Consider the following 26,450-nt stretch of genomic DNA (forward strand, 5'->3'; position numbering starts at 1 on the left):
AAGCGGGCCGCCTTGGCGCGGCCCATCAAACCGGAGCGGGCGATCTCGCGCTCCGAATCGCCCTGACGCAAACGCATCAGGGCCTGGCGGTACTCGTGCATCTCGATGCTCCTGCGGGCCACCGGCTCTCTCCTGCCAAACCCGGCAGGGTAGCGGTGAGCCGCGAAAGGTCGAGACGTCCGTCAGAGTGAGGTTGGCTCCATTACGCCGATCCGGCGCTGGCGCCAATGTGCCGATCCGTGGGTGGCTCCATTACGCCGATCACGGGGTGGCTCCATTGTGCCGGTCACGCCCTGGCTCCATTGTGCCGATCATCAAGTGGCTCCTATGTGCCGGTCGGTGACACATCAGCACGAAGCCGTCCGGACGCAGCGCTTCGGGCAGCGGGGCGATGCCGCGGTAGCTGGCCAGGTCGATCTCGATGGTGCGGGTGATGGCGTCGAGGGGCAGGTCGTTCTGGGCGGTGCCGAAGGGTTCCTCCAGCTCGTCGCCCAGGGCGTCGAGCCCGAAGAAGGTGTAGGCCACCAGTGCGGTGAGCAGCGGCGTGGCAAGGCCCAGCGATTGCACCACGCCAAACGGCAGCAGGAAGCAGAAGAGGTAGGCGGTGCGGTGCAGCAGCAGGGTGTAGGCGAAGGGCAGGGCGGTGTGGCGGATGCGCTCGCAGGCGCCCTGGATGGCGGTGAGCTGGTTGATGTGGGCGGCCAGGGCGCAGTAGGTGACCGAATCGAGCCGGCCGGCCCGGCGGGCGTCGCACAGCAGGGCGGTGAGCAGGCCCAGGATGGCGTCGGGCCCGTTGTGGCTGGCGGCCACCTGGGCGTGCTCGGCGGTGTCGAGCTGGGGGGCGGCGGCCGCGGCGATGGGGCGATCCCGCAGGCGGGCGGTGAGGGCCAGGGTGAAGGCGGTGGCCAGGCGCAGCAGGGCGTCGCGCTGGGCGCGGCCGGCGGCGTCGGTGTCGAGGAGCGCGCTGTCGCGGGCCAGGCAGCGCATCGACACCAGCAGGTTGCCGTAGTGCTTGCGGGCCTCCCACCAGCGGTCGTAGCAGGCGTTGTTGCGGAAACCCAGGAACAGCGAGAGGGACAGCCCCAGGAAGGTGAACGGGCCGGTGGCGAAATCCGGAAAGCGCGGGCCGAGGAGTTCGGCGACGCCGGTGACCGCCGCGGCCACCAGGGTCACCAACAGCACCTGGGGCAGGATGAGGGGGATGATGGAGCCCTTCCAGATGAAGAAGAGCTCCCGCATGTGGGGGCGCGGGCGGACGATCATGGGCGGCGGGGCGGGCTTGCGTTGGGGGTGGGGCGCTACTTTAGCGCGTCGCGGCGCCCTGCTGCACGCTGCCGGGCGGTGGCCGCGGGGCGCGCGCCATCGCTGCCGTGGCTTGAGCTGCCTCAGCTTTGCGTTAAAAGTCCGGGTGTTATAATCGCCCGCTGAAAAATTCTGCCCGCCCCCCGGTGTTGCGCATGCAACTGTTTGCCCTCGGACTCAACCATCACACTGCGCCGCTCTCGATCCGGGAGCAGGTGGCCTTTCGGCCGGAGCTGCTGGGGCAGGCGCTGTGCGATCTGGTGCGGGCAAAACCGGTGAAGGAGGCGGCGATCCTCTCCACCTGCAACCGCACCGAGCTTTACTTTGCCACCCAGCAGCCGCAGCACGCGGCCGACTGGTTTGCCGAGTACCACCGGGTGGCGCTGCAGGAGCTGTCGCCCTATCTGTATACCTTCCCCCAGCGCGACGCGGTGCGCCATGTGTTCCGCGTGGCCAGCGGGCTCGACTCGATGGTGATCGGCGAGCCGCAGATCCTCGGTCAGGTGAAGGACGCAGTGCGCCACGCCGAAGAGGCCGGCACCCTGGGCTCCACGCTGCACAAGCTGTTCCAGCGCACCTTCTCGGTGGCCAAGGAGGTGCGCTCCACCACCGCCATCGGCGCCAACATCGTGTCGATGGCGGCGGCGGCGGTGCATTTGTCCGAGCGCATCTTCGAGAGCGTGCGCGACCAGCGGGTGCTGTTCGTGGGCGCGGGCGAGATGATCGAGCTGTGCGCCGCCCACTTCGGGGGCGAGAAGCCCCGCAAGCTGACCATCGCCAACCGCACCCCGGCCCGGGCCGAGGCGCTGGCGGCGCGCTTCGGGGCCGACGTGCTGCGCCTCGATCAGGTGGGCGAGGCGCTGGCCGGCTACGACATCGTGGTGTCGTGCACCGGCAGCCCGCTGCCCATCATCGGCCTGGGCATGGTCGAGCGGGCGCTCAAGGCGCGGCGCCACCGGCCCATCGTGATGGTCGATCTGGCCGTCCCGCGGGACATCGAGCCCGAAGTCGCGGCCCTGGGCGACGTCTTCCTGTATACCGTCGACGACCTCGCCAAGGTGGTCGATTCCGGCCTCGAATCCCGCCAGCAGGCGGTGGTGGAGGCCGAGAGCATCATCGACCAGCGGGTCGATGGCTTCCTTCACTGGCTCGACACCCGCGGCACCGTGCCCACCATCCGCGCCCTGCGCGAGCACGCCGACGCGCTGCGTCAGGCCGAGGTGGAGCGGGCGCTGCGCCTGCTCGCCAGGGGCGAAGACCCGGCCAGGGTGCTCGAGGCCCTCAGCCACGGCCTCACCAACAAGCTGCTCCACGCCCCCACGCGCTTCCTCAACGATGCCGAAGGGGCGCCGGGCGACTGCGCCGAGCTGGTGCAGCGCCTGTTCAACCTCGACAAGAACCACTAGCCCGCCCGGGCGCCTCACCTGCCCGCCGCCGCGGGCCGAATCCCCATGAAACAGCGCATCCGCGACAAGCTGGACAACCTCGCCGACCGTCTGCAGGAACTCGACCGGCTGCTCGCCACCAGCGAAGCCGCGGCGGACATGGACAACTACCGCAAGCTCACCCGCGAGCACGCCGAGATCACGCCGGTGGTGGGCCTGTACCGCGACTACTGCCAGGCCCTGGAGGACGAAGCCACCGCCCGTGAGCTGCTGGCCGACCCGGAGATGAAGGAACTCGCCGCCGCCGAACTCGACGCGGCCCAGGCTGCCCAGGCCCGCATCGACGCCGAACTGCAGACCGCGCTCCTGCCCCGCGACCCCAACGACGAGCGCAACCTCTTCCTCGAGATCCGCGCCGGCACCGGCGGCGACGAGGCGGCGCTGTTCGCCGGCGACCTGCTGCGCATGTACACCCGCTACGCCGAAGGCCAGGGCTGGCGGGTCGAGATCATTTCGGCCAGCGATTCCGAGCTGGGCGGCTATAAGGAGGTCATCGCCCGCATCGCCGGCAACGGCGCCTACAGCAAGCTCAAGTTCGAATCCGGCGGCCACCGGGTGCAGCGCGTGCCGGCCACCGAGACCCAGGGGCGCATCCACACTTCGGCGTGCACCGTGGCGGTGATGCCCGAGGCGGACGAAGTGGGCGACGTGGAACTCAACCCCGCCGACCTGCGCATCGACACCTTCCGCGCGTCGGGTGCCGGCGGCCAGCACATCAACAAGACCGATTCGGCGGTGCGCATCACCCACCTCCCCACCGGCATCGTGGCCGAATGCCAGGACGGGCGCTCCCAGCACCAGAACAAAGCGTCGGCCCTGCGCGTGCTGGCGGCGCGGATCAAGGACATCCAGGTGCGCGAGCAGCAGGCCAAGGAGGCCGCCACCCGCAAGAGCCTGGTGGGTAGCGGCGACCGCTCGGAGCGCATCCGCACCTACAACTACCCCCAGGGCCGGCTCACCGACCACCGCATCAACCTCACGCTGTACAAGCTGGACGCGGCGATGCAGGGCGAGCTGGGTGAGGTGATCGCAGCGCTCACCGCCGAGCACCAGGCCGAACTCCTTGCCCAGCTGGCCGACGAGCATGGCTGAGCTGCCCGCCACCGTCGGCGCCGCGCTGGCCGCCGCGCGGGGGCGCATCCCGGCCGGCGAGGCGCGGCTTTTCCTGCGGGCGATCCTGGGGGTGTCCGCTGCCCGGATCGCGGCGTATCCCGAAGACACCCTCACCCCCGAGCAGGCCGAACGTTTTGCCGAGCTGCTGGCGCGCCGCGCGGCCGGCGAGCCGGTGGCCTACCTGCTGGGCGTGCGGGAGTTCTACGGGCGGGATTTCCAGGTGAGTCCGGCGGTGCTCATCCCCCGGCCCGAGACCGAGCTGATCGTCGATCTGGTGCGCGAGCGCGTGCCGGCGGGCGCTGCGCCGGCAATCCTCGATCTGGGCACCGGCAGCGGCGCGCTGGCGGTTACGCTGGCCCTCGAACTGCCGGCCGCCACGGTGACGGCCGTCGACTTCTCGTCCGCCGCGCTGGCGGTGGCGCGGGCCAACGCCGCAGCCCTGGGCGCCAGGGTACGTTTCGTTGAAAGCGACTGGTTCGCCGCGCTGGCTGCCGGCGAGCGTTTCGACGCGATCGTCGGCAACCCGCCCTACGTGGCGGACGGCGACCCGCATCTGGCCGAAGGGGACGTGCGCTTCGAGCCGGCCAGCGCGCTGGCGTCGGGCCCGGCGGGGCTGGACGACATCGTGCGCATCGTGGATGCGGCGCCGGCTTATCTTGCGCCCGGCGGCTGGCTGTTGCTGGAGCACGGCTACGATCAGGCCGCGGCGGTGCGCGAGCTGCTGCTGGCCGGCGGTTTTGCCCAGGTGGCGTCGGCGCGGGATCTGGCGGGGATCGAACGCATCACCCTTGGCTGCCGCCCTTGACGTGGCCGGCGAGCGGGCCTAGACTTTTCCGACTGAATTGCTCAACTATTTTTGCGAGACCACGATGGACGTCCAGAAAATCATCGACGAACAAGTCAAAAACCACTCGGTCGTGCTGTACATGAAGGGCTCGCCCTCCATGCCCCGCTGCGGCTTCTCCGCCACCGCCGTGCAGATCCTGCAGGCCTGCGGCGCGCAGGAAATCTTCGCGGTGGACGTGCTGGCCGACGAGGGCATCCGCCAGGGCATCAAGGAATACTCCAACTGGCCCACCATCCCGCAGCTCTACATCAAGGGCGAGTTTGTCGGCGGGTCCGACATCATGCGCGAGATGTACCAGTCGGGCGAACTCCAGCAGATGCTGGCCGCCTGAGCGGGCGTGGCTCGTCAGTAAAAAGAGCGGCTCAGGCCGCTTTTTTTACGTCTGCCGGCAGCTCGACCTTCTCGGTGGAGAGGGGGTGGGTTTCCTGCTTGGGCGGGAAGATGGCCTTGTGGGCCAGGTGGTAGGCCAGCAGCAGCGGCGGCATCCGCAGCCAGTGGGCGCGGATGTAGAGGCTGCGGCGGGCCAGCGGGGTGAGGGCGTCGGCGGTGCTGGGGTGCTGGGGGCGCAGCACCCGGGCGTACATGGCGTCGAGCAGCTGCTGGCCGAGGCCGCCTTCGAGGCAGCGGGTGCGGGCCTGGACGCGCTCGGGCAGCGGGGTGTCGAGCAGCCGGTGGCAGTAGCGCAGGGCGAGGCGCAGCGGGCCGGCGAGCTGGAGCTGGTCGGCCCGGTCGATCAGGTGGTCCCAGGCGGACGCATCGCGGGCGAGGTGGCGCAGCAGCAGGTCGAGATCGGTGAGGTCGCGCAGCAGGTTGTTCGGCTCGCCCTCGTGGAAGAGGTGGGAGGCGCTGTGCAGGATCAGGTCGGGCAGCGCCAGGGTGCGCACGCCGGGCAGGTCGGGTAGCGGCACCGCGGCGTCGATCAGCAGCCTGGCGTCCGGCTTGAGGCGGGCGGTGGGCGGCAGGATGGTGTGGTGCACGTCGAGGGCCGAGCCGCGGAAGACGTGGCGCATCGCCGGCAGTTCGTGCATCCACTGGCGGTAGTAGCGCTGGTCGTAGTCGTCGCCGGCGCTGCTGATCCAGCCCTTGAGCTGGAGCGCCGATTCGGCGTCGGCGAGGCGTGCCCTGGGCAGCAGGATGTCCACGTCCGAGAACAGCCGGCCCTGGGCGGCGGGCAGCCCGGCGGCCACGTAAGCCGCACCTTTCAGCAGGATCACCGGGATGCCGAAGGGTTCGAGCGCTTCGCGCAGGAAGCGGGCCTCGCGGCGGATCGCGTGGCGCTGCTCGCCGGCCATCTGGGCGCCGGAGCGCAGATGGTTGCGGGGGCGTTCGGGGACGTCGGCTTCGATACCGGCGGCCTGCAGGCGCAGGCACAGGCGGCCAAGCAGGTTGGCGTGGCGGGCCTGGCGGATCAGCAGATCCCACTGGGCGGGGCCGAGCTGGCGCACCGATGGCGGATCGCGGTAGGCCGGGAGGAGCAGGTTCATCGGGCGTCGTGTGCGGCGAGGCGGTCGAACACCGCGATGGCGTCGTCGAGGCGGCTGTACTCGAAGCTGTAGTTGCGGCAGCGGTCGATGGTGCGGCCGACGGCGTCGAAGCCGCGGGGGCCGAGGGTGTGGTAGTTCATCGCGTTGTCGGCGAGCTGCATGAAGGCGGCGCCGCTGCCCATCGGGGTGAGCACGGCGTCGGCGCCGGCGCGGTAGCGGGGCAGCACCATCCAGGCAGGCCGGGCCCAGTCGCCGACGGCTTCCACGCTGGCCTGGGTGGGCGCCATCAGGGCCACGGTGCCTTTGGAGGTGTCGCGCACCGGCTGGGTGAGGAAGGCCTCCGGCGCGTAGGCGCGGATGATGTCGATGGAGGCGTTCTTGAGATTGACCGGCCGGGCGAGGCCCATGATCTCGCCGGTGTCCAGGCGGATCAGGGTGAGTTCGTCGGACAGCAGGCGCCAGCCCCGGTTGACCAGCGCGGCGCACAGGGTGCTCTTGCCCGAGCCGGGGGGCGCCGGCAGGATCGCGGCCCGGTCGCCCCGGGCGACGGCGGCGGCGTGGATCACCAGGATGTGGTGGCAGTAGGCGGTGACGCACCAGTTGAGCCCCCACTCGAGCATCGGCAGGGCCTGGGCGCGGGGCAGTGGGGTGAAGGGCTCGACGGCGTCGACCACGAAGCGGGCCTGGGGCCTGGCCCAGCGGCGCAGGCCGTGCCCAGGCTGGACGCCGACGTGGAAGTCGGTGAAGTCGTCGCGGTCGACCAGCGGGTGGTGGGCGTAGAGCCGGGCGAGTTCGTCGGCGATCTCGGGGATGCCGCTCTGGAGCCGGCAGTTGAACGGGCCGGCGGCGAGCCGGATGCCGTCGCCCGTCAGCCGCTTGCGGAACTCGGCGGGGGACAGGTCACGGATTCTCAAGGGGCGGGCTCGATTGGGGCCGGATCAGGCGTGCGCCGAGCAGCGCCTCCAGGGCGACCGCCACGAAGGGGCGGCAGGCGTCGGGGGCGGTGTCGGGTTCTTCATTCAGCACCGCGGCCACAAGGTCGTCGGCGCTCAGACCGTCGCCGGGCTGGAACAGGCGCTCGAGGACGAAGCGGGTGAGCGGTGCGAGGAGCAGGGTTTCGCCGGCGGATGGGTCGTAGCGGACCCACCCTTCGTCGACTTCTTTCCAGCGTACTTCGGCCAGGCCCTCGAGCAGGGTTTCTGCGGCGATGTAGCGGGCTCCGGCCTGAAGCAAGACGTGCGGGGATCAGGCGTTGAGGACGTAATCCAGGTATTGCTCGACCTGCACCGGGCCCCAGGTGACGCTGGGAATGCTCGGGTTGGGCATCCAGGCGCCGCCGACGACGCCGTCGTTCCACATAGCGACGGCCTGGGTGGCGTTGAACAGGGGGCTGCCGGCCTTGGCGCTGAGCCAGGCGGCGACCATCTTCTTCTGGAGCGCCGTGCCGGTGGTGAGGACGGTGCGCAGGGTGTCGGTGACGGTGGGGGAGGCGGTGAAGACGCCGCCGAACTGGAGATCGAAATCGGGGTTGGTGGCCGGCACCACGGCGGCCTGACCCTGCCAGAAGCTGACGCCGTTCATCTTGGGTGCGCAGGGGGTGGTGCCGTTCTGGCTGAGGTTGCCCGAGGCGGAGAAACCGGACGGCTGCTTGCAGTCGGCGGCAAGGGCGGGGACGCTCTTGAGGGCCATCAGCAGCGGAGCGCCGGCCAGGCCGGTCTGGATCAGCTTGCGGCGGTTGGCCTTGGGCGTCTGGCCGTCTTGGCTGGGTTGCAGCTCGGCAGATTTTTCGGGGTGTTCCAGATTCATCCTAAACCTCGTTGAACTGACGCCCTGGGGGCGCGGTTGATAGCAGTATAGGCAGATGCCCGGGTCAAGGGTGTGACATGGGCCCGCTTCTTGGTCAGATTAGGTCAAGCAAATTTCATTCCGCTTTGCCACCGGGGTGTTATGGCCATGATTCGTAAAGGGATAATCCTGCTGCGTCGCAACGCGGGGCTGAAACGGCGGCGGCGTGTAAAAAATGCCGACAAAATCAGCGGCCCGCCGGGGCGGAGGCGCGGGGGCTCAGACGTTGGCGATGCGGCTGTTGGCCAGGGACAGGCGGCTTGCCAGGACTTCGAGGAAGCCCTTGTAGAAGTGCATCTGGCAGGTGCTGGTGGCCCGCAGCAGGGCCGGGGCACGGATGGTGAGGATGTGCGTCTCGCCGATGGTTTCGACCGAGGCGGTGCGGGCGCCGCGGCCGGCCGCGAAGAGGGCCATCTCGCCGAAGCAGTCGCCGGGGCTGAGGGTGTTGAGCAGGTGGCCCTTCTTGACGATGCGCATGTCGCCTTCGACGACGAAGCAGAAGTAGTTGCCCGGCTCGCCTTCCTTCATCACCACGGTGTTGGGCGGGTAGAGCCGCCATTCGGCGAAGCGGACGATCTCCCAGATCTCCACGTCGCTGAACTCCCGGAAGAAGCGGAAGGCGCGCAGGCGCTCGAACTTCTCGCTCTCGGGCATCTCGCGGGTGGCGGCCGAGAGGCTGCGGTTGCGGTAGGCCTGGGCGAGGTCGTGGGAGAACTCCAGCCAGGTGGTGTAGCGGGCGGCCACGTCGCGGCGCATGGCCTTGCCGACGATGGCGTCGAGTTCGGGCGGAATGCCGGGGCGCAGGCTGGATGGCGGCGGCGGTGTCTCGTGGGCGATCTGGTAGATCAGGCCGACGTTGCTGGCGCTCTCGAAGGGCAGGCGGCCGGTGAGGAGCTGGTACATCACCACGCCGAGGGAGTAGATGTCGGTGCGGTGGTCGAGGGGTTGCTCGCGGACCTGCTCGGGCGACATGTAGGCCGGCGAGCCGAGGGTGGCGAGCTGGGTGGTTTCGGTGGCGGTGAAGATCGCAGCGCCGAAGTCGGAGATTTTGATGTCCTGGCCTTCCGGGGAGACGAGCAGGATGTTGGCCGGCTTGATGTCCCGGTGGGTGACGCCGTGCAGGTAGGCGTAGTCGAGGGCCCGGGTGCACTTGAAGACGATCTCGACGAGGCGCTCGTAGGGCAGCAGGCGGTCGGGCTGGGTGAAGGCTTCGAGGGTGCCGCCGGGGACGTACTCCATCACCACGTAGGCGTCGCGCTCGTCGATCACTGCGTCGTGGATCTGGATGATGTGGGGGTGCTGCAGCTTGCCGGCGAGGGAGGCCTCGTTGAGCAGCATGTGGTGGTAGAGGGTGGTGTGGTCGGTGACCCGCAGCATCTCCGGGTGGAGCTGCTTGATGGCCACCTCCCGCTGGGCGAAAGGATCGTAGCCGAGATAGACGTTGCTGGTCGCCCCCGCGCCCAGCAGCCGCCTGATCTCGTATTTGCCGATCCTGTCCATGCCTGTCTCCTCAGCCGAGCCGCTGGCGCGCCCGGGCGATTGCCGCGCGGACCTGGGCCGGGGCGGTGCCGCCGACGTGGTTGCGCGAGGCCAGCGAGCCTTCGACGGTGAGCACCTGGAACACGTCGTCGGCGAGGCGTTCGACGGCGCCGGGGACGTGGGCCATGGCGGCCTGCAGTTCGGCCAGGGCGATCTGCGGCAGATCGCAGCCCTTGGCGTCGGCGGCGCGCACGGCGAGCGCCACGGCCTCGTGGGCGTCGCGGAAGGGCAGGCCCTTCTTGACGAGGTAGTCGGCCAGGTCGGTGGCGGTGGCGTAGCCCTGGGTGAGGGCGGCCTGCATGGCCTCGCGCTTGACGCGGACGTTGAAGACCTTCTGGCCGTTCTCGACGCGGCTGCCCATCATGTCGGCGTAGATGCGCAGGGTGTCGATGGCGGTGTCGGCGGAGTCGAACAGGGGCTCCTTGTCTTCCTGGTTGTCCTTGTTGTAGGCCAGGGGCTGGCCCTTCATCAGGGTGAGCAGGGCGATCAGGTTGCCGTTGGCGCGGCCGGTCTTGCCGCGGACGAGTTCGGGCACGTCGGGGTTCTTCTTTTGCGGCATGATCGAGCTGCCGGTGCAGAAGCGGTCGGCGAGGTCGATGAAGCCGACCCGCGGGCTCATCCACAGGATGAGTTCTTCCGACAGACGCGACAGGTGGGTCATGAGCAGCGACACGGCGGCGCAGAATTCGATGCCGAAGTCGCGGTCGGAGACGGCATCCAGCGAGTTGAAGCAGACTTCCTCGAAGCCCAGCAGCTCGGCGACGTACTCGCGGTCGATGGGGTAGGTGGTGCCGGCCAGCGCGGCGGAGCCCAGCGGCAGGCGATTGACGCGCTTGCGGCAGTCGGCAAAGCGCTCGGCGTCGCGGCGGGTCATCTCGTAGTAGGCCATCAGGTGGTGGCCGAAGGTGACCGGCTGGGCGACCTGCAGGTGGGTGAAGCCGGGCAGCGGGGTGTCGGCGTGGTGCGCGGCGAGGTCGAGCACGGCCAGCTGGAATTCGCGGATCAGGCCAAGGATGGTGTCGATGGCGTCGCGCAGCCACAGGCGGATGTCGGTGGCGACCTGGTCGTTGCGGCTGCGGCCGGTGTGCAGGCGCTTGCCGGCGTCACCCACCAGCGCGGTGAGGCGTTTCTCGATGTTGAGGTGGACGTCCTCGTCGTCGAGGTTCCAGTTGAACTCGCCGCGTTCGATCTCGCCGGCGATCTGGGCCATGCCGCGTTCGATGTCGGCTAGATCTTGCGCGCCGATGATGCCCTGGCGGGCCAGCATGGCGGCGTGGGCGAGCGAGCCGCGGATATCCTGCGCGGCCATGCGGTTGTCGAAGAAGACGCTGGCGGTGTAGCGCTTGACGAGGTCGGAGACGGGTTCGGAGAAACGACCGGACCAGGCCTTGGCGGCGCCGTCCTGCGATACGGATTGATCTGCCATAATTGAAATGCTCTCTGCGATAAAGGGGGGCTATCTGCGGCGAGAACCCCGTGGATTCAAGCTGTTGGCCCGGATTTCGATTCATGAGTATAAAGCAAAAGGCGCGCCCCGCCGGCCGAAGCGGCCACGCGGCGAGCCTGCCAGACTTTCGCAACCTCGGTGTCGTGCTGCGCACGGTGGTGCTGGTCAATGCCCTCGGGCTGGCCGCGGTGCTGGTGCGCAACGGGCAGATCGAGGCGCTGTTCGGCGAATTCCTCGACATGGCGGTTCAGGTGGAGTTTCCGCTGATCCTGTGCGTGGCGGCCTTGTTCCTGCTCAAGCCGCTGCTGCAGCGCCTGCCGTACGCCGCCGGGGTGGCGGCGGTGCTGGGGGTGGTGGTGGCGGTGGCGCTGCTGAGCGGGCACCTGCTGGCGCCGGTCGAGGCGGACGAGGGGGGGCGCCCGCTGGTGTGGTCGCTGACGGTGGCGGCGCTGGTGCTGGTGTATTTTCACCAGCGTGGCGCGGCCCTGGCCCCGGTGCTGGCCGAGGCGCGGCTGCTGGCGCTCACCGCGCGCATCCGGCCGCACTTCCTGTTCAACAGCCTGAACGGCGTGCTGGGGGTGCTCCGGCGCGACCCGCGGCGGGCCGAGGAGGGGCTGGAGGAACTCGCCGATCTCTTCCGGGCGCTGATGCAGGACAACCGCGAGCTGGTGCCGCTCTCCGACGAGATCGCCCTGTGCGAGCGCTACCTCAACCTCGAGCGCCTGCGCCTGGGCGAGCGCCTGCAGGTGGATTGGCAGCGCGACGTGTCGGCCGGCGAGGCGCTGGTGCCGCCGCTGCTCCTGCAGCCGCTGGTGGAGAACGCCGTCTATCACGGGATCGAGCCCGGTGCGGCGCCGGGCACGGTTTCGATTACCATCGTGCGGCGCGGGGCGGAGGTGTTCATCGCCGTCGCCAACCCGCTGCTCGACGCCGAAAGCCACCACGCCGGCAACCGCATGGCCCTGGACAACATCCGCGAACGACTGATGCTTTTCTACGACCTCGAAGCCACCCTCGATACCGAGCAGGATGCCGACGCCTTCCGCGTGCGCATCCGCCTGCCTTTCCGGAGCGCGCCATGAGCGAGCCGGCCGACCACGCTTTCGCCCCGCTGTCGGTGCTGATCGTCGACGACGAGGCGCCGGCCCGGGAGCGGCTGCAGGATCTGCTCGGCGACATCGCCGACACCCAGCCCACCCGCGTCGCCGGCACCGCGGCCAACGGCGTGGAGGCGCTGGCGATCCTCGAGACGGCGCCGGTCGATCTGATCCTCACCGACATCCAGATGCCGGTGATGGGCGGCATCGAGCTGGCCCGCCACGTGGGGCGGCTGGAGCGCCCGCCGGCGGTGATCTTCACCACTGCCTACGACGAATACGCGGTGCGGGCCTTCGAGCTGGCGGCGGTGGATTACCTGCTCAAGCCGGTGCGTGCGGCACGACTGGCCGAGGCCGTCGCCAAGGCCCGCCGGCTGCGTCCGCCGGCCGACGAGGTGCTGCGCCGGATCGCGCCCACCACCCGCAGCCACTTCAGCGTGAGCGAGCGGGGGCGGATCCTGCTGGTGCCGGTGGCCGACGTCCTCTATCTCAAGGCCGAGCAGAAGTACGTGGTGGCCCGCAGCCTGGAGCGGGAGTACCTGCTGGACGAATCCCTGGTGCAGCTGGAGGAGGAGTTCCCCGGCCGCTTCCTGCGCATCCACCGCAACTGCCTGATCGCCCGGGATGCCGTGCGCGGCGTGGCCCGGGCGACCACCGGGGTCGATGGCGAGGCCCACTGGGTGATCCTCCTCGAAGGCTTGCCCGACCAGCTGCCGGTGAGTCGCCGCCAGTGGCCCGCGGTGAAGGACGCGCTGGGCGTGTGAGGCGTGGGGCGCGGTGTGCCGCGCGTCCTGCCGGACGTCTGCTTTCGCGGGTGTTCGCTTTGGGGCTCCCGTACAATCGCCCCCCATGGAACCCACTGGCACCGCACCCTCCCTGCTCTCGTATCCCCGCCACCGGCCCGGGCTGAAGCCCGCACCTTTCCTGCCCATGACCCGGGCAGAGATGGACGCCCTTGGCTGGGACGAATGCGACATCGTCGTCGTCACCGGTGACGCCTACATCGACCACCCCAGCTTCGGCATGGCGCTGATTGGCCGCGCGCTGGAAGCCCAGGGCTTCCGGGTGGGCATCATCAGCCAGCCCGACTGGCATTCGGCCGACGCCTTCCGGGCGCTGGGCAAGCCGCGCCTGTTCTACGGCATCACCGCCGGGAACATGGATTCGATGATCAACCGCTACACCGCCGATCGCAAACCCCGCTCCGACGACGCCTACACGCCCGGCGCCGAGCCCGACAGGCGGCCGGACCGCGCCGTGGTGGTCTACGCCCAGCGCGCCCGCGAGGCCTATCCGGACGCCAACATCGTGATCGGCTCCATCGAGGCCAGCCTGCGCCGGATCGCCCATTACGACCACTGGTCCGAGAAGGTGCGCCGCTCGGTGCTGCCCGATTCCAAGGCCGACCTGCTGGTGTTCGGCTCCGGCGAGCGGGCGGTGATCGCCCTCGCGCACCGCCTCGCCGCGGGCGAGCCCATCGAGTCGATCCGCGACCTGCGCGGCACCGCCTTCATGGTCAGGCCCGGCTGGCGGCCGGAGGGCTTCGTGGAGGTAGACTCCCTCGCCATCGACCGCCCCGGCCCCGTCGAGCCCCACCCCGACCCCTACGCGATGGAGCCCCAGCAGACGGCGCCCGCCGCCGACGGCGCCCAGCCGGTGCGCATCGTGCCGGCCGCCGAGCGCGTCGCCGCCCGCAAGGCCGACCGGGCCAGGCAGGTCATCCGCCTGCCGGCCTACGAGGTGGTGAAGGACGACCGGGTGATGTATGCCCACGCCTCCCGCACCTTTCATCTCGAATCCAACCCCGGCAACGCCCGGGCGATGGTCCAGGCCCACGGCGTCGGCCCAGGCTGCCGCGACGTGTGGCTCAACCCGCCGCCGGTGCCGCTCTCCACCGAGGAGATGGACTGGGTCTTCGGCCAGCCCTACGCCCGCCGGCCGCACCCGGCCTACGGCGAGGCGCGCATCCCGGCGTGGGACATGATCCGCTTCTCGATCAACATCATGCGTGGCTGCTTCGGCGGGTGCACCTTCTGCTCGATCACCGAGCACGAGGGGCGCATCATCCAGAGCCGCTCGGAGGCGTCGATCCTGCGCGAGATCGAGGAGATCCGCGACAAGACGCCGGGCTTCACCGGCACCATCTCCGATCTGGGTGGCCCCACCGCCAACATGTACCGCATGGCCTGCAAGGACCCGAAGATCGAGGCGTCCTGCCGCCGGCTGTCGTGCGTGTTCCCCGGCATCTGCGAGAACCTTGGCACCGACCACGGCCCGCTGGTGCGCCTGTACCGCAAGGCGCGGGCGATCCCAGGCGTCAAAAAGGTGCTGATCGGCTCCGGCCTGCGCTACGACCTCGCGGTGCGCTCGCCCGAATACGTGAAGGAGCTGGTCACCCACCATGTGGGCGGCCTGCTCAAGATCGCGCCGGAGCACACCGAGGAAGGCCCGCTCGGCAAGATGATGAAGCCCGGCATCGGCACCTACGACCGCTTCAAGGAGATGTTCGAGCGCTTCTCGAAGGAGGCCGGCAAGAAGCAGCATCTCATCCCCTACTTCATCGCCGCCCACCCGGGCACCAGCGACGAGGACATGGTGAATCTGGCCCTGTGGCTGAAGGCCAACAACTTCAAGCTGGATCAGGTGCAGACCTTCCTGCCCACCCCGATGGCCATGGCCACCACCATGTACCACTCGGGCAAGAACCCGCTGCGGAAGGTGTCGGCGGATTCCGAAGCGGTGGCGACGCCCAAGTCCGGCCGTCAGCGCCGGCTGCACAAGGCGCTGCTGCGCTACCACGACCCCGAAGGCTGGCCGCTGATCCGCGAAGCCCTGCGGGCGATGGGGCGGGCCGACCTGATCGGCGCCTCGCCGCGCCATCTGGTGCCCCGCGACCAGCCGGTGGTGCTCGACCGCGGCGGGCCGGGCGCCGGCGGCCCGCGCCGCACCGGCAAGGCCGCGAGCCCGGTGGGCGCCCGTCGCGCTCCGCCGCCCCGTCGCGGTGGCCGGCCGTCGCGTTGAGCCTGGACCGCGCCCCGGCGGGGTCGTCCCGCGGGCGATGTCGGGTGAGTTTCGGGGGCCGATGTTCCGTGACGTAATGCGCAGCGGGGGTGAGTAACGCTCATTCTCATTCGTTAATTATTGTTACGATTGTTTGAGGGCGAAGTTCATGTCCTTTCAATATCGGTGGTGAAAGAGTGGATAAGCTTGTCTATCGCCCGAGCCTCGGCGGACGTCTGGCCTCGCTGGTCGATGTGGGTTTCGGAACCTTCCGCGGCTTTGTGCGGCTGCTCCTCGGCGAACTCGAGTTCCTGAGCGGGCGCCTCGCGCCCTACGTGCAGATCCGTCCGCAGGCGGTCAGGCGGCTGGTCTTCGTGTGCCTGGGCAACATCAACCGCAGCGCGTTCGGGCACGCGGTGGCCGACGGCTACGGGGCCCACGCCGTCTCCCTCGGGCTCTCCACCACCACCGGTGCGCCGGCCTTCGAGAAGGCCATCAGCACCGCGCCGGTTTACGGCTACGACCTCACCGCCCACCGGGCCACCAACTTCACCGACTTCCGCTACCAGCCCGGCGATCTGCTGCTGGCGATGGAGGTCCGCCACGTCCATGAGCTGATCCGCCGCGGCATTCCGGCCGACGCCATCGCCCTGCTCGGGCACTGGTCGCGTCCGCACCGCATCCACATCCACGACCCGCACCGGCACACCGACCAGTATTTTCGGACGTGCTTCGCGATCATCCACTCGGCGGTGGCCAACCTGGTCGAGGAGCTGCGCGAAGGGGGAAGTCCGTGCCTGCGCCGGTGAAGGTCTACCTGACCTTCGACATCGAGATCTGGTGTGGGGGCTGGCACGATCTGGACCGGAGGTTCCCCGCGAGCTTTCAGCGCTACGTCTATGGCCGCTCGCCCGCGGGCGACTATGCCCTGCCGAAGACCCTCGAGATTCTCGACCGCTACGGGCTGAAGGGGGTGTTCTTCATCGAGCCCCTGTTCGCCGCCCGTTTTGGGGTCGAGCACCTGGCGATCATCGTCGACCTGATCCGCGCGGGCGGGCACGACATCCAGTTGCACCTGCACCCCGAGTGGGCCGACGAGCTGCGGCCGCTGCCCTTTCCCGGGGCCGCCCGCAAGCGCCAGCACCTCGCCTACTACACCCTGGAGGAGCAGATCGTCCTGATCCGCAAGGGGCTGGAGCTGATGGCCCAGGTCGGGTGTCACCCCGTCGCCTTCCGGGCCGGCAGCTTTGCCGCCAGCGGCGATACCTTCCGGGCCCTGGAGGCCTGCGGCATCGCCTACGACTTCAGCCTCAACGAGACCTGCCCCGACTGCGCGCCCGACCTGCGCGGGCAGGCGGATTTCGTCCACCCGTCCCGGGTAGGCACGGTGAACAGCCTGCCGATCACGGTGTTCTGCGACGGCACCGGGCGGCTGCGTCCGGCCCAGCTCGGGAGCTGCAGCGCCGCCGAACTGGAGGAGGCGCTGCTGTCGAGCCAGGCGCAGGGCATCGGCCAGTTCATCCTGCTGTCCCACAACTTCGAGATGCTCCGCAGCGGCTCCAGCAACCCGGATGGAATCGTGGCGAGGCGTTTTGAAACGTTGTGCAAATTTCTGGCGGCGCGGCGTGACGGATTTACTGTCGCCACCACGGCCATGCTGACAACATCCAAAGGCGATCCGGAGCAGGCTGGCCTGCCCACCGTCGGCCTGTCGGCCACTCTGCGGCGCCACGGCGAGCAGCTGGTCAGGCGGTTTGCCGGGTGATGCGCCGGAGTCATGGCCGCCGTCGTGGGCCGTCTCGCAATGGGCGGGCCGGCGGTCGCTTTCTGTCGGGGGGCATCGTGAATTCAAGGCAGCGCCCCCGGGGGCGCGCGTGAGCGGCCCCCAGCCCTTGCTGCGGGCGCAACGGCGGCTCACGGTGCTGCGCTACGCGGTGACCGGGGTGGGGCTGCTGGTGCTCGACATGGCGGTCTTCTTCGTGCTGGCGAAGGTTTTCCTGGTGGCGCCGGCGCTGGCCCAGCTGGCGGCGCGGACCGCCGGCGCGGTGGCGGGTTTCTTCGGCCACAAGTATTTTTCGTTCGGCAACGGGGGCGACGCCCGCCGGGGCGCGGCGGTGCCGCTGCGTCAGGCGGTGCAGTACGGTCTCGTGACGGCGGTGACGATCGGCATCTCGCCGCTGGTGTTGCTGGCGCTGCTGTCTTTGATGGATAACCTGGTGGTGGCCAAGCTGGGCACCGAGGTAGTGATGGTGGCGTTCAATTATTTCTGCCTCAGTAGGGTGTTTCGATGAAGCTCGGTGCGGACAGGGTGGATGTGTCGGTGGTCGTCCCTGCCTTCAACGAGGCGGAGGGGCTGCCCCACTTCATCGAGGCCATCGACCGGGTGCTCGGCCCGCTGAACCTCCGCGTCGAGCTGGTGTTCGTGAACGACGGCTCGCGGGATGGCACCGAGCAGGTGCTGGCCGAACTGGCCCGCCAGCGGGACGACATCGTGCCGGTCAACTTCTCGCGCAACTTCGGCAAGGAGGCGGCGCTGGCCGCCGGGCTGACGGTGGCCGGCGGCGAGTGCGTGGTGTTCATGGATGCTGACCTCCAGCACCCGCCGGAGGTCCTGCCCGAGATGCTGGCCCGGTGGCGCGAAGGTTACGACGTGGTCAATGGCCGCAAACGGCGGCGCAGCCAGGAGCCGGCGCTCTACCGCGGGTTTGCGGGCCTCTTCAACGGCCTGATGAGCCGGGCGGTGGGCGGCGACATGGCGGGGGCGAGCGATTTCAAACTGCTCGACCGTCAGGTCATCAACACCCTGCTGCAGTTCCCTGAGCGCAACCGCTTCTTCCGCGGCATGGTCACCTGGGTGGGCTACCGGGTGGCCGACGTGGAGTTCGACGTCCAGGAGCGGGAGGTGGGCAGCACCAAGTGGTCGCTCGGTGGTCTGATCCGCTACTCCATCAACAACCTGCTGGCTTTCTCGTCGCTGCCGCTGGTGGCGGTGGCCTACGTGGGTTTCATCACGGTGGGGCTGGGCAGCCTGCTGCTGCTCCAGACGCTCTACCGCTACTTCACCGGCACCGCGGCGATCGGCTTCACCACCGTGATCGCGGTGCAGGTGATGCTCGGGGGGATGATCCTCACCGCGTTGGGGGTGATCTCGATCTACCTGGCGCGCATGTACGACGAGCAGAAGCAGCGGCCGATGTTCATCATCCGCCGCCCGCGTCCGCGGCATACCCTGGGCGGCAACCCCGAGCGCCCACCCCTGGTGATTGCCGGCGGGCGCGATTTCGGAGACGGTGAATGATGTATTCCTCCCAGGCCCCCGCGCCGGTGAGCAATCGGCAGCGGGTGGGGGCCTTCGGCCTGCTCCTCGTTCTGGCGCTGATCCTGCATTTCCCCCACTTCGGCGCCCAGGTCGGCGACCCGAACTTCGACTTCTTTCTGCACTACCACTGGGCCAAAGAGTACGCCCAGCGCTTTGCCGAAGGCTGGCTCTACCCGCGCTGGACCTTCTTCGCCCGCTATGGCCTGGGCGAGCCGGTCTTCGTCTTCTATTCGCCCCTGTATTACCTGTTCACCGCCCTGCTCACCCTGGCCGGGCTGGGCACCTGGGGGGCGATGCACGTGGTGGAGGTGCTCTGCAACGCGGTGTTCGGCTACTTCGTCTATCTCACCTGCCGTTACTACACCTCGAACCGGCTGGCGCTGGTGGCGGCCTTCGCCGCCTCGGCCAACCCGTTCCTGATGATGCTCCACTACAAGTTCCAGGGGTTCGCCTGGGCGTCGGTAGGGTATGCGGCCCACGGCATGCTGCTGTGGTCGATGTTCCGCCCGCAGGCGCCGTTCGAGCGCATCAACCTGTGGGCTGCCGCGGCCCTCGGCATCGCGGTGGTCGGCCACACCATGAGCACCCTGGTGATGCTCATCTCCTACTCGGCGGCGGTGTTCGTCGCCCCCGCGGCGTGGGGCGGGGTGAGCTTCGCCGGGCTGGTGCGGCGCCTGCTGGCGTGGGCGGGCACGGTGGCGCTGGGGCTTGGCCTGGGCGCCATCTATCTGCTGCCGGCGCTCGGGTCCACCTCGCTCATCAACGTGGGCGGCTGGACCGGGCCGCACATCCTGCAGTCCTTTGCCTGGCCCACCTTCTCGGCGCTGCTCAACGGCGTGCAGTGGTTCTCCTTCCAGTGGCCGCTGGCCCTGCCAGTGCTGGCGCTGGTGGTCGTCGAGGGCTGGTTCCTCTTCCGCCTGCGGGCGGGGGCCGGCCATCGGCTCAACCCGCTGATGATCCGGCTGTTCCTGGTGCTGGGCGTGTCGGTGTTCTTCGCCTCGGAGCTGTCGTACCCGCTGTGGACGTTCGAGTGGCCGCTGCTGCGCATCCAGCTGCCCTACCGTTTCCTGTCGGTGGGCTTCGTGATGGTGATCGTCATCGGTGCCATTGGCGCCCAGGTCGCCGGCAACGCCGGGCGGCCGGGTTGGGCGGCCGGGCTGGTGCGGTCGGTGGCGGCGATCGGCGTGCTCGGGGTGCTGGTGGCGGCCAAGGCCACCTTTCTCGACGGTGGCCCGCTGCCCTCCACGGTGATCCGCGACGAATACACCTTCACCCAGTTCGCCCAGTGGCCCCGCACCGCCAACGGCGGCTTCACCTGCACCGCGGCGCCGGCCGACTGCGAGGCGCTGCCCTCCAGCGCCGGGGCGTTCCGCGGCACCTCCGAATACATCACCCGCTTCACCCCGGCGGCGTGGGCCGACTACGCCATTGCCGGCTTCGAGAAGGCGTGCCGGAGCGAGGGCGCCAGCTGCGGGCCGGCGCAGCATGTGGCCAACACCGTCACCTGGCGCATCGAGGCGCAGGCCGAGACCCGCGTGCATCTGCCGGTGTTCTACTTCCCGATGTGGGCGCTGGAGCTGGACGGTCAGCCGGTGCCGACCGATCTCGACGCCGCCAACGGGTTGATCCAGGTGTCGCTCCCGGCCGGGGTGCACACCGTGCGGCTGGTGTGGACGGAGACCCCGCTGTTCGCCCGGGCGCGCTGGATCTCCATCGCCGCGCTGGTCGTGTTGATCGTGCTGGCCGTTGCTGGCAGAGTGCGCGGCGGAGCCCGATCCGGGCAGGAATGAGCCTTTTCGAATGACAGACAAACAAGCCCGCCCGCCGTGCTACGTGCTGGGCATCGAGACGCAGATCGGCCTGAGCCTGATTCGCGAGCTGGGTGAGGCCGGCGTGCCGGTGGTCGGCATCGCCACCGACGAGCACGCCATCGGCCTGGTGTCCCGCTACCTCACCCACGGCGAGATCCTCAGGCAGCCGCGCACCGATGCCGGCCTTGCCGAGCTGCGGGCCATCGGCGAGCGCCACGGCGCGGGCTACCTGCTCACCGTCTCGGAGGCCAACACCAGCTGGCTGATCGACCACCGCGACCGGCTGGGCGCGATCGTGCCGCTGCTGCCCTCCCGGGAATCCTTCGCCATCGTGCTCGACAAGGGGCGCACCCTCGAAGCCGCCGTGGCGGTGGGGATCGACGTGCCCAGGAGCGCCAGCCCGGCCACCTGGGCCGACGTGGAGCGGGTGGCGGCGAGCTTCCCCTTCCCGGCGGTGCTCAAGTGGTCCGACCCCAACGGCGTGGCGCCGGCGCTCCGCGCGGCGGGCATCGAGCTGGTGAAGGCCGAGTACGTCTACACCGCCGACGAGTTCCTGCGGGTTGCCGCCCGCTACCGACCGGTGGAGATGTGGCCGCTGGTGCAGGAATACTGCCCCGGCGTGGGTCTTGGCCAGTTCTTCTTCATGCACGAAGGCAAGGCCGTGCGGCGCTTCCAGCACCTGCGGGTGGCGGAGTGGCCGCCCGAAGGCGGGTTCTCCAGCGTCTGCGACGGGGTGCCGCTGGATCGGTTCGCGGATCTGCAGGAGAAATCCATCCGCCTGCTCCAGTCCATCGGCTGGGAGGGCGTGGCGATGGTCGAATACCGCTACGACCCGGCCTCGGGGCGCGCGGTGTTGATGGAGGTGAATGGCCGCTTCTGGGGCAGCTTTCCGCTGGCCATGTACAGCGGCGCGGGCTTTGCGCTGCTGGCCTACAGCCTCCAGGGGCAGGGGGCGATGCCGCCGCTGCCGGCTCTGCGCGAGAACCTGCGCTGCCGGATGGTGGCCACCGAGATCAAGCGGCTCCGGCGCATCCTGCTGCAGCCCGGGTTGATCCGCGACCGGACCTTCCAGGTGCGCCCGGTGCGGGAGGTGCTGCGTTTCCTGGGCGATTTCCTGCGCCCGTCGGTGTGCTACTACGTGTGGAACCTGAAGGACATCAAGCCGTTCGTCCGCGACGTGAGGAACGCGCTGGGGGTGTGAGGGCCACGCCAGCGGTGCCGAACGCAGACGGCCAGGCATCGCGCCTGGCCGTTTTGTCTTGCGGGCCGTTCAGCCGCGACGACGCCAGGCGCCGATGCCCGCCAGGCCCAGCGCCGCGAGGGCCGCGGTGGCGGGCTCGGGCACCGGGGTGCCGGTGTCGGTGACGATGGGCGTCTGGGTGAGGCTGACGTTGGCCGGCGGCGTGCCGGCAAAGTTGAAGCTGATGCCGGTGACGAAGGCCAGCGGGTTGCTGGGGTCGAGCGCCGCGCTGGTCTCGATGCCGGTGATCCGGAAGGTGGTGACGCCGCTGCCGAAGGTGAACGGGGCGCCGGTGGCGAGGGTGGTGCTGAGGAGCACCTCGCCGCCGCCGGTGGTGTCGTAGAGGTTGTAGATGCCGTCGCCGGCGTTGGTGCTCACCTGCACGCCGGCAAAGCTCACGCCGGGGGTGGCGATGGCGTAGTCGTAGCCGGTGGCCACCAGTGGATCGATGAACCACCAGCCGGTGGCGCCCGGCACCGCGAAGGTGAACCCGCTGCCCGGTGCGCCGTCGTTCGAAATGGGCATTAGCGGGTTCAGCGCGTTCGAGCCGGGCAACGGCACGACGATGGCGAAGGAGGCAAAAGCCTGGGTGGATGCGGCGAGGGCGATGGCGCCGCCGATCAGGCTGGCGAGCAGGCGGTTCATGGGCGCTTCCTTCCGGGGGGATGAAAACACCATTTTATCGCCGGGGCTATTTGCATGGGATGGCCGGTTCCCATTCCGGGTCGCCTCCGGCGCGGCGACCCGGGTCTGGCCGGTGCGGCCTCAGCCGCTGTTGCGCAGCCCCGCGGCCACGCCGTTGATCGACAGCAGGATGCCGCGGCGCACGCGCTCGTCCTGGTGGCCGTCGCGGTAGCGGTGGAGGAGTTCGACCTGCACGTGGTTGAGCGGGTCGAGGTAGGGGAAGCGGTTGTGGATGGAGCGCTTGAGGAGCGGGTTGGCATCGAGCAGCGCCTGCTGGCCGGTGATGGCGAGCAGGGCCTGCAGCGTGTCGGCGTGCTCCTTCTCGATGCGCGGGAAGATCGCCTCGCGCAGGGCGGCGTCCTTCACCAGATCGGCGTAGCGGCTGGCGATGGCGATGTCGCTCTTGGCGAGCACCATGTCCATGTTGGAGAGCAGGGTGGCGAAGAACGACCACTCCTTGTGCATCGCCGCGAGGCGCGCCTTGCCAGCCTCGCCGTGCTTCGCGATGTAGGCCTGCACCGCCGAGCCGAAGCCATACCAGCCCGGCAGCATCAGCCGGCACTGGGCCCAGCTGAACACCCACGGGATCGCCCGCAGGTCTTCGATGGCGGTGGACTTCTTGCGCGACGCCGGGCGGCTGCCGATGTTGAGGGCGGCGATCTCCGAGATCACGGTGGATTCCCAGAAGTAGCGCTCGAAGCCGTCGGTCTCGTACACCAGGTTGCGGTAGGCCTTGAAGGCGGCCTCCGAGAGCTCGTCCATCGCTTCGAGGTATTCGGGGCGGGGCGCGGGGTCGCGGGGGGCGAAGAGGGTGGCCTCCAGGGTGGCGGCGGCGAGCACTTCCAGGTTGCGGCGGCCGACTTCGGGGTTTGCATACTTGGAGGCGATGACCTCGCCCTGTTCGGTGAGGCGGATCTGGCCCTGCACGGCGCCGCCCGGCTGGGCCAGGATGGCCTGGTAGCTGGGGCCGCCGCCACGGCCCACCGAGCCACCGCGGCCGTGGAACAGGCGCAGGCGCACGTGGTGGCGGGCGAAGGTGTCGACGAGGCCGATCTCGGCCTTGTAAAGCTCCCAGCCGGAGGTGAGGAAGCCGCCGTCCTTGTTGCTGTCGGAGTAGCCGAGCATCACCTCCTGCTCCAGCTTGCGGGATTCCAGCAGCGCCATGTAGGCGGGGATGGCGAACAGCCGGTCCATCACCCCGGCGGCGTTCTGCAGGTCGCCGATGGTCTCGAAGAGCGGGATGATGTTCACGTCGAGCACGCCTTCGGCGGGGCGCAGCAGGCCGGCTTCCTTGGCGAGCACGGCGACCTCCAGCAGGTCGGAGACGTCGTCGGTCTTGGAGATGATGCAGTTGGGCACCGCGGCCTTGCCGTAGCGCAGGTGGGCGGCGCGGGCGGCGCGGAAGATAGCCAGCTCGCCGCGGGTCTCGTCGGCGTAGTCGAGCCACGGCGAGGCGAGCAGGCGCGGGGTGGCAAGCTCTTCGAGGAGCATCTCGGTGCGGCCGGCTTCGTCGAGCGCGAGGTAGTCGCGGGTGGGGTCGATGGACTTGATGAGTTCCGCCACCACGCGCTCGTGCACGTCGGAGTTCTGGCGCAGGTCGATGGGCGCCAGGTGGAAGCCGAACACCGACACCGCCCGGCGCAGCAGGCGCAGGCGGCCGCGGGCGAGGCTGCCCAGGCCGTTGGCGGTGAGGGAGCGGTGGATCACTTCCAGCTCGTCGGCCAGGGCATCCGGGCTGTCGTAGGGCGCGGCGGCGGCTACCGCGTGGCGCGGCGGCTGGTGGCCCAGCAGGCGCGCGTAGGTGGCGGCGAGGCGCGCGTACACGCCGGTGAGGGCCCGGCGGTAGGGTTCGTCGGCGCGGTGGGGCGAGCCATCCGGCGAGGCTTCGGCAAGGCGCAGCAGCGCGTCGGAGGCGCTCACCAGGCCCTGGGCGATGGAGAGCTGCGAGCCCAGGGTGTGCACCTCGTCCATGTAGTAGGTGAGCACCTTCTCGGCCTGCACGGCCAACGCCTTCTCGAGGATTTCGGCGGTGACGAAGGGGTTGCCGTCCCGGTCGCCGCCGATCCAGCTGCCCACCTTCATGAAGTTGGGCAGCTCCAGCGCGCCCCAGCTGCGGTCGCGGGTGGCGAGGCGATCCTCGACGCTGGCGTAGAGCCGCGGCAGCTCGCGCAGGAAGGTGTAGTCGAAGTACGACAGGCCGTTGCTCACCTCGTCCATCACCGACAGCTTCTCGGTGCGCAGCATGCGGGTCTGCCACAGGGTGAGCACCGCGCGGCGCAGGGCCTCGTCGTTGGCCTCCTGCTCTTCCGGGGTGAGCTGCATGCGGTCGCGCTCGTCGAGCAGGCGGGCGATCGCCATCTGGCAGTTGAGGATGCTCTTGCGCTGGACTTCGGTGGGGTGGGCGGTGAGCACCGGCACCACGTTGGCGGTCTCGAAAAAGGCGGTGAGTTCGGCGCTGCCCATGCCGGCGTCGAAGGCCCGGGCCAGGGCGTGGGCCAGGCTGCCCTCGCGCGGGGCGGAGCCGGCGATCTGGTGGGCGCGGGAGCGACGGATGTGGTGCTGGTCTTCGGCGATGTTGGCCAGGTGCGAGAAGTAGCTGAAGGCGCGCACCACGTCGATGGTCTGGTCGCGGGAGAGCGAATCGAGCGTGGCTTCCAGCTCGCGGCGGGCGGCGTGGTCTTCGTGGCGGCGGAAACGGATCGAGCACTGGCGGATCGCCTCGACCAGATCGAACACGGCCTCGCCCTCCTGCGCGCGCACGGTGTCGCCCAGAATGCGGCCAAGCAGACGGATGTCGTCGCGCAGGGGGAGGTCTTTGTCGTCGCTCTTGTTATGTTCGCTCATCGGAAATCCTGTCCAGTCGGTTGCGGTCGGCGCGGGAGGCGCAGCAGGGGGCCATGCTAGAATCGCGGGCCGGATGACCGCCATAGGTGGCAACCCTGATGCTGCATTGCGCAACCCGCAGCGTGCCGTGTCGCCCCCGCCTGTGTCCATCCCCCCGCTACCCATCAACGCACGCCGAGCCCGAATACCGTGAGCGCCCCTACGCCCGACCGCATCGTCATCGCCACCCGTGAAAGCCGCCTCGCCCTGTGGCAGGCCGAGCACGTCAAGGCCCGCCTCGAAGCCCTCTACCCGTCCTGCAAGGTCGAACTGCTGGGCATGACCACCCGCGGCGACCAGATCCTCGACCGGCCGCTGGCCAAGGTCGGCGGCAAGGGCCTGTTCGTCAAGGAACTCGAAACCGCGCTCCTCGACCGCGCCGCCGACATCGCCGTGCATTCCATGAAGGACGTGCCGATGACCCTCGCGCCCGAGTTCGCGCTGGTGGCCATCGCCGAACGCGAGGTGCCGCTCGACGCCTTCGTCTCCAACAAGTACGAGAGCCTCGACGACATGCCGCCGGGCGCCGTGGTGGGCACCTCCAGCCTGCGCCGCGAATCCCAGATCCACGCCCAGTACCCGATGCTGGCCGTCACCAGCCTGCGCGGCAACCTCGACACCCGCCTGCGCAAGCTCGACGAAGGCCAGTACGACGCGATCATCCTCGCCGCCGCCGGCCTCACCCGCCTTGGCCTCGCCAGCCGAATCCGCAGCACCTTGCCGTCCGACGTCTCCCTGCCCGCCGCCGGCCAGGGCGCCCTGGGCATCGAGGCGCTGTCCGACCGGCCCGAAGTCGCCGCCTGGATCGCGCCGCTCGCCGACGCCCACTCCGCCGCCTGCGTGCGCGCCGAGCGCGCCACTTCCCGCGTGCTGGCCGGCAGCTGCGAAGTGCCCCTGGGCGCCTACGCCGAAGTGCAGGGCGGCGAACTGTGGCTGCGCGGCTTCGTGGCCCTGCCCGATGGCTCGCGCATCGCCCGCGCCGAGCGCCGCGGCCCCATCGACCAGCCCGAAGCCCTTGGCCTCGCGCTGGCCGAAGACCTGCGGGCCGACGGCGCCGACGAAATCCTCGCCGGCCTGTAAGGCCTGCAGCATGGCCGGTCAGCCCCTCGCCGGGCGCAGCGTCGTCGTCACCCGCCCGGCCGGGCAGGCCGACAGCCTGTGCGCGGCGCTCGCCGCGCTGGGCGCCGAGCCCCTGCGCTTCCCGCTCCTCACCATCGCGCCGGTGGCCGATCCGGCCCCGCTGCAGGCCGTGGCACGGCGGCTGGCGGATTTCTCGCTGGCCTTCTTCGTCAGCCCCAACGCCGTCAATCTGGCGCTGGACGCGATGCTGCCCGTCGCCCCGTGGCCGGCGAGCCTCGCCATCGCCACCGTGGGCAAGGGCAGCGAGGCCGCGC

The 26,450-nt window shown here is 69.7% G+C and carries 24 protein-coding genes; 15 read left to right on the forward strand and 9 right to left on the reverse strand.

The window, feature by feature from the left end:
- Nucleotides 1–261: 261 nt before the first annotated feature.
- Nucleotides 262–1,263, reverse strand: a complete 1,002-nt coding sequence (locus ACE3N6_RS14545; protein ID WP_374246496.1) for a bestrophin family protein — start codon at nt 1,261–1,263, stop codon at nt 262–264.
- A 194-nt stretch (nt 1,264–1,457) separates the two neighbouring features.
- Here ACE3N6_RS14545 and hemA point away from each other — a divergent pair, with 194 nt between their 5' ends.
- The 4 genes from hemA to grxD all read left to right on the forward strand — a co-directional run bounded on the left by hemA (nt 1,458) and on the right by grxD (nt 5,038).
- On the forward strand, nt 1,458–2,708 hold the full coding sequence (gene hemA / locus ACE3N6_RS14550; protein ID WP_374246497.1) for a glutamyl-tRNA reductase: 1,251 nt from the start codon (nt 1,458–1,460) through the stop codon (nt 2,706–2,708).
- Between the two features lie 45 nt (nt 2,709–2,753).
- Complete coding sequence (prfA, locus tag ACE3N6_RS14555; protein ID WP_374246498.1) at nt 2,754–3,839, forward strand: peptide chain release factor 1; 1,086 nt, start codon at nt 2,754–2,756, stop codon at nt 3,837–3,839.
- Nucleotides 3,832–4,665, forward strand: a complete 834-nt coding sequence (gene prmC, locus ACE3N6_RS14560) for a peptide chain release factor N(5)-glutamine methyltransferase (RefSeq protein ID WP_374246499.1) — start codon at nt 3,832–3,834, stop codon at nt 4,663–4,665. Before prfA ends, prmC begins: the two co-directional genes overlap by 8 nt.
- Nucleotides 4,666–4,729: 64 nt before the next feature.
- The gene (gene grxD / locus ACE3N6_RS14565) at nt 4,730–5,038 is read left to right on the forward strand and encodes a Grx4 family monothiol glutaredoxin (RefSeq protein WP_374246500.1); all 309 of its coding nucleotides are present in this window, start codon (nt 4,730–4,732) and stop codon (nt 5,036–5,038) included.
- A gap of 31 nt (nt 5,039–5,069) precedes the next feature.
- On the opposite strand, the gene ACE3N6_RS14570 is transcribed toward grxD, so the two are convergent.
- The 6 genes from ACE3N6_RS14570 to argH form a co-directional block, all read right to left on the reverse strand.
- A complete protein-coding gene (locus ACE3N6_RS14570) occupies nt 5,070–6,191 on the reverse strand; it encodes a nucleotidyltransferase family protein (protein WP_374246501.1) in 1,122 nt (373 codons plus the stop codon).
- Nucleotides 6,188–7,105 (reverse strand): HprK-related kinase A, encoded by a 918-nt coding sequence (locus ACE3N6_RS14575; RefSeq protein WP_374246502.1) that lies wholly within the window; start codon nt 7,103–7,105, stop codon nt 6,188–6,190. Before ACE3N6_RS14575 ends, ACE3N6_RS14570 begins: the two co-directional genes overlap by 4 nt.
- On the reverse strand, nt 7,092–7,424 hold the full coding sequence (locus ACE3N6_RS14580; RefSeq protein WP_374246503.1) for a hypothetical protein: 333 nt from the start codon (nt 7,422–7,424) through the stop codon (nt 7,092–7,094). The genes ACE3N6_RS14575 and ACE3N6_RS14580 overlap by 14 nt, the downstream gene beginning before the upstream one ends.
- Before the next feature lie 12 nt (nt 7,425–7,436).
- On the reverse strand, nt 7,437–7,997 hold the full coding sequence (locus tag ACE3N6_RS14585) for a hypothetical protein (protein WP_374246504.1): 561 nt from the start codon (nt 7,995–7,997) through the stop codon (nt 7,437–7,439).
- Nucleotides 7,998–8,255: 258 nt separating this feature from the next.
- The gene (locus tag ACE3N6_RS14590; protein WP_374246505.1) at nt 8,256–9,536 is read right to left on the reverse strand and encodes a protein kinase; all 1,281 of its coding nucleotides are present in this window, start codon (nt 9,534–9,536) and stop codon (nt 8,256–8,258) included.
- A 10-nt stretch (nt 9,537–9,546) separates the two neighbouring features.
- Nucleotides 9,547–11,001 carry an argininosuccinate lyase gene (gene argH / locus ACE3N6_RS14595; RefSeq protein ID WP_374246506.1) on the reverse strand — a complete coding sequence of 485 codons (1,455 nt, stop codon included), beginning with the start codon at nt 10,999–11,001 and terminating at the stop codon, nt 9,547–9,549.
- Nucleotides 11,002–11,084: 83 nt separating this feature from the next.
- Here argH and ACE3N6_RS14600 point away from each other — a divergent pair, with 83 nt between their 5' ends.
- The 9 genes from ACE3N6_RS14600 (at nt 11,085) to ACE3N6_RS14640 (ending at nt 21,450) form a co-directional block, all read left to right on the forward strand.
- Nucleotides 11,085–12,104 (forward strand): sensor histidine kinase, encoded by a 1,020-nt coding sequence (locus ACE3N6_RS14600; RefSeq protein ID WP_374246507.1) that lies wholly within the window; start codon nt 11,085–11,087, stop codon nt 12,102–12,104.
- Nucleotides 12,101–12,883, forward strand: a complete 783-nt coding sequence (locus ACE3N6_RS14605; protein ID WP_374246508.1) for a LytR/AlgR family response regulator transcription factor — start codon at nt 12,101–12,103, stop codon at nt 12,881–12,883. The genes ACE3N6_RS14600 and ACE3N6_RS14605 overlap by 4 nt, the downstream gene beginning before the upstream one ends.
- A 166-nt stretch (nt 12,884–13,049) precedes the next feature.
- Entirely contained in the window at nt 13,050–15,140 is a 2,091-nt protein-coding gene (locus ACE3N6_RS14610; RefSeq protein ID WP_374246519.1) for a YgiQ family radical SAM protein, read from the forward strand.
- Nucleotides 15,141–15,316: 176 nt separating this feature from the next.
- Nucleotides 15,317–15,928 (forward strand): hypothetical protein, encoded by a 612-nt coding sequence (locus ACE3N6_RS14615; RefSeq protein ID WP_374246509.1) that lies wholly within the window; start codon nt 15,317–15,319, stop codon nt 15,926–15,928.
- The gene (locus ACE3N6_RS14620; protein ID WP_374246510.1) at nt 15,913–16,884 is read left to right on the forward strand and encodes a hypothetical protein; all 972 of its coding nucleotides are present in this window, start codon (nt 15,913–15,915) and stop codon (nt 16,882–16,884) included. The genes ACE3N6_RS14615 and ACE3N6_RS14620 overlap by 16 nt, the downstream gene beginning before the upstream one ends.
- Before the next feature lie 109 nt (nt 16,885–16,993).
- Nucleotides 16,994–17,410, forward strand: coding sequence for a GtrA family protein (locus ACE3N6_RS14625; RefSeq protein WP_374246511.1), 417 nt, complete (start codon nt 16,994–16,996; stop codon nt 17,408–17,410).
- Nucleotides 17,407–18,417, forward strand: coding sequence for a glycosyltransferase family 2 protein (locus ACE3N6_RS14630; RefSeq protein ID WP_374246512.1), 1,011 nt, complete (start codon nt 17,407–17,409; stop codon nt 18,415–18,417). Before ACE3N6_RS14625 ends, ACE3N6_RS14630 begins: the two co-directional genes overlap by 4 nt.
- Nucleotides 18,414–20,228 carry a hypothetical protein gene (locus ACE3N6_RS14635; protein WP_374246513.1) on the forward strand — a complete coding sequence of 605 codons (1,815 nt, stop codon included), beginning with the start codon at nt 18,414–18,416 and terminating at the stop codon, nt 20,226–20,228. Before ACE3N6_RS14630 ends, ACE3N6_RS14635 begins: the two co-directional genes overlap by 4 nt.
- A 10-nt stretch (nt 20,229–20,238) precedes the next feature.
- A complete protein-coding gene (locus ACE3N6_RS14640) occupies nt 20,239–21,450 on the forward strand; it encodes a hypothetical protein (RefSeq protein ID WP_374246514.1) in 1,212 nt (403 codons plus the stop codon).
- 69 nt (nt 21,451–21,519) lie between these two features.
- Here ACE3N6_RS14640 and ACE3N6_RS14645 read toward each other — a convergent pair whose 3' ends face one another.
- Together ACE3N6_RS14645 and ppc are read right to left on the reverse strand one after the other, a co-directional pair.
- Nucleotides 21,520–22,134: a PEP-CTERM sorting domain-containing protein gene (locus ACE3N6_RS14645; protein WP_374246515.1), complete on the reverse strand. Its 615-nt coding sequence runs from the start codon at nt 22,132–22,134 to the stop codon at nt 21,520–21,522.
- A 120-nt stretch (nt 22,135–22,254) separates the two neighbouring features.
- Nucleotides 22,255–25,017 carry a phosphoenolpyruvate carboxylase gene (gene ppc, locus ACE3N6_RS14650; protein ID WP_374246516.1) on the reverse strand — a complete coding sequence of 921 codons (2,763 nt, stop codon included), beginning with the start codon at nt 25,015–25,017 and terminating at the stop codon, nt 22,255–22,257.
- 189 nt (nt 25,018–25,206) lie between these two features.
- On the opposite strand from ppc, the gene hemC reads away from it, so the two are divergent.
- A complete protein-coding gene (gene hemC, locus ACE3N6_RS14655) occupies nt 25,207–26,136 on the forward strand; it encodes a hydroxymethylbilane synthase (protein ID WP_374246517.1) in 930 nt (309 codons plus the stop codon).
- Between the two features lie 10 nt (nt 26,137–26,146).
- A partial coding sequence (locus ACE3N6_RS14660; protein ID WP_374246518.1) for a uroporphyrinogen-III synthase occupies nt 26,147–26,450 on the forward strand: 304 nt, incomplete at its 3' end.

It is taken from the genome of Zoogloea sp., assembly GCF_041904905.1.
Classification (GTDB): Bacteria; Pseudomonadota; Gammaproteobacteria; order Burkholderiales; family Rhodocyclaceae; genus Zoogloea.

Excerpts from the sequence above, each read along its gene's own strand:
- ACE3N6_RS14545 (WP_374246496.1), bottom strand. The coding sequence starts at position 1,263 with ATGATCGTCCGCCCGCGCCCCCACATGCGGGAGCTCTTCTTCATCTGG.
- hemA (WP_374246497.1), top strand. The coding sequence starts at position 1,458 with ATGCAACTGTTTGCCCTCGGACTCAACCATCACACTGCGCCGCTCTCG.
- prfA (WP_374246498.1), top strand. The coding sequence starts at position 2,754 with ATGAAACAGCGCATCCGCGACAAGCTGGACAACCTCGCCGACCGTCTG.
- prmC (WP_374246499.1), top strand. The coding sequence starts at position 3,832 with ATGGCTGAGCTGCCCGCCACCGTCGGCGCCGCGCTGGCCGCCGCGCGG.
- grxD (WP_374246500.1), top strand. The coding sequence starts at position 4,730 with ATGGACGTCCAGAAAATCATCGACGAACAAGTCAAAAACCACTCGGTC.
- ACE3N6_RS14570 (WP_374246501.1), bottom strand. The coding sequence starts at position 6,191 with ATGAACCTGCTCCTCCCGGCCTACCGCGATCCGCCATCGGTGCGCCAG.
- ACE3N6_RS14585 (WP_374246504.1), bottom strand. The coding sequence starts at position 7,997 with ATGAATCTGGAACACCCCGAAAAATCTGCCGAGCTGCAACCCAGCCAA.
- ACE3N6_RS14590 (WP_374246505.1), bottom strand. The coding sequence starts at position 9,536 with ATGGACAGGATCGGCAAATACGAGATCAGGCGGCTGCTGGGCGCGGGG.
- argH (WP_374246506.1), bottom strand. The coding sequence starts at position 11,001 with ATGGCAGATCAATCCGTATCGCAGGACGGCGCCGCCAAGGCCTGGTCC.
- ACE3N6_RS14600 (WP_374246507.1), top strand. The coding sequence starts at position 11,085 with ATGAGTATAAAGCAAAAGGCGCGCCCCGCCGGCCGAAGCGGCCACGCG.
- ACE3N6_RS14605 (WP_374246508.1), top strand. The coding sequence starts at position 12,101 with ATGAGCGAGCCGGCCGACCACGCTTTCGCCCCGCTGTCGGTGCTGATC.
- ACE3N6_RS14610 (WP_374246519.1), top strand. The coding sequence starts at position 13,050 with ATGACCCGGGCAGAGATGGACGCCCTTGGCTGGGACGAATGCGACATC.
- ACE3N6_RS14630 (WP_374246512.1), top strand. The coding sequence starts at position 17,407 with ATGAAGCTCGGTGCGGACAGGGTGGATGTGTCGGTGGTCGTCCCTGCC.
- ACE3N6_RS14635 (WP_374246513.1), top strand. The coding sequence starts at position 18,414 with ATGATGTATTCCTCCCAGGCCCCCGCGCCGGTGAGCAATCGGCAGCGG.
- ACE3N6_RS14640 (WP_374246514.1), top strand. The coding sequence starts at position 20,239 with ATGACAGACAAACAAGCCCGCCCGCCGTGCTACGTGCTGGGCATCGAG.
- ACE3N6_RS14645 (WP_374246515.1), bottom strand. The coding sequence starts at position 22,134 with ATGAACCGCCTGCTCGCCAGCCTGATCGGCGGCGCCATCGCCCTCGCC.
- ppc (WP_374246516.1), bottom strand. The coding sequence starts at position 25,017 with ATGAGCGAACATAACAAGAGCGACGACAAAGACCTCCCCCTGCGCGAC.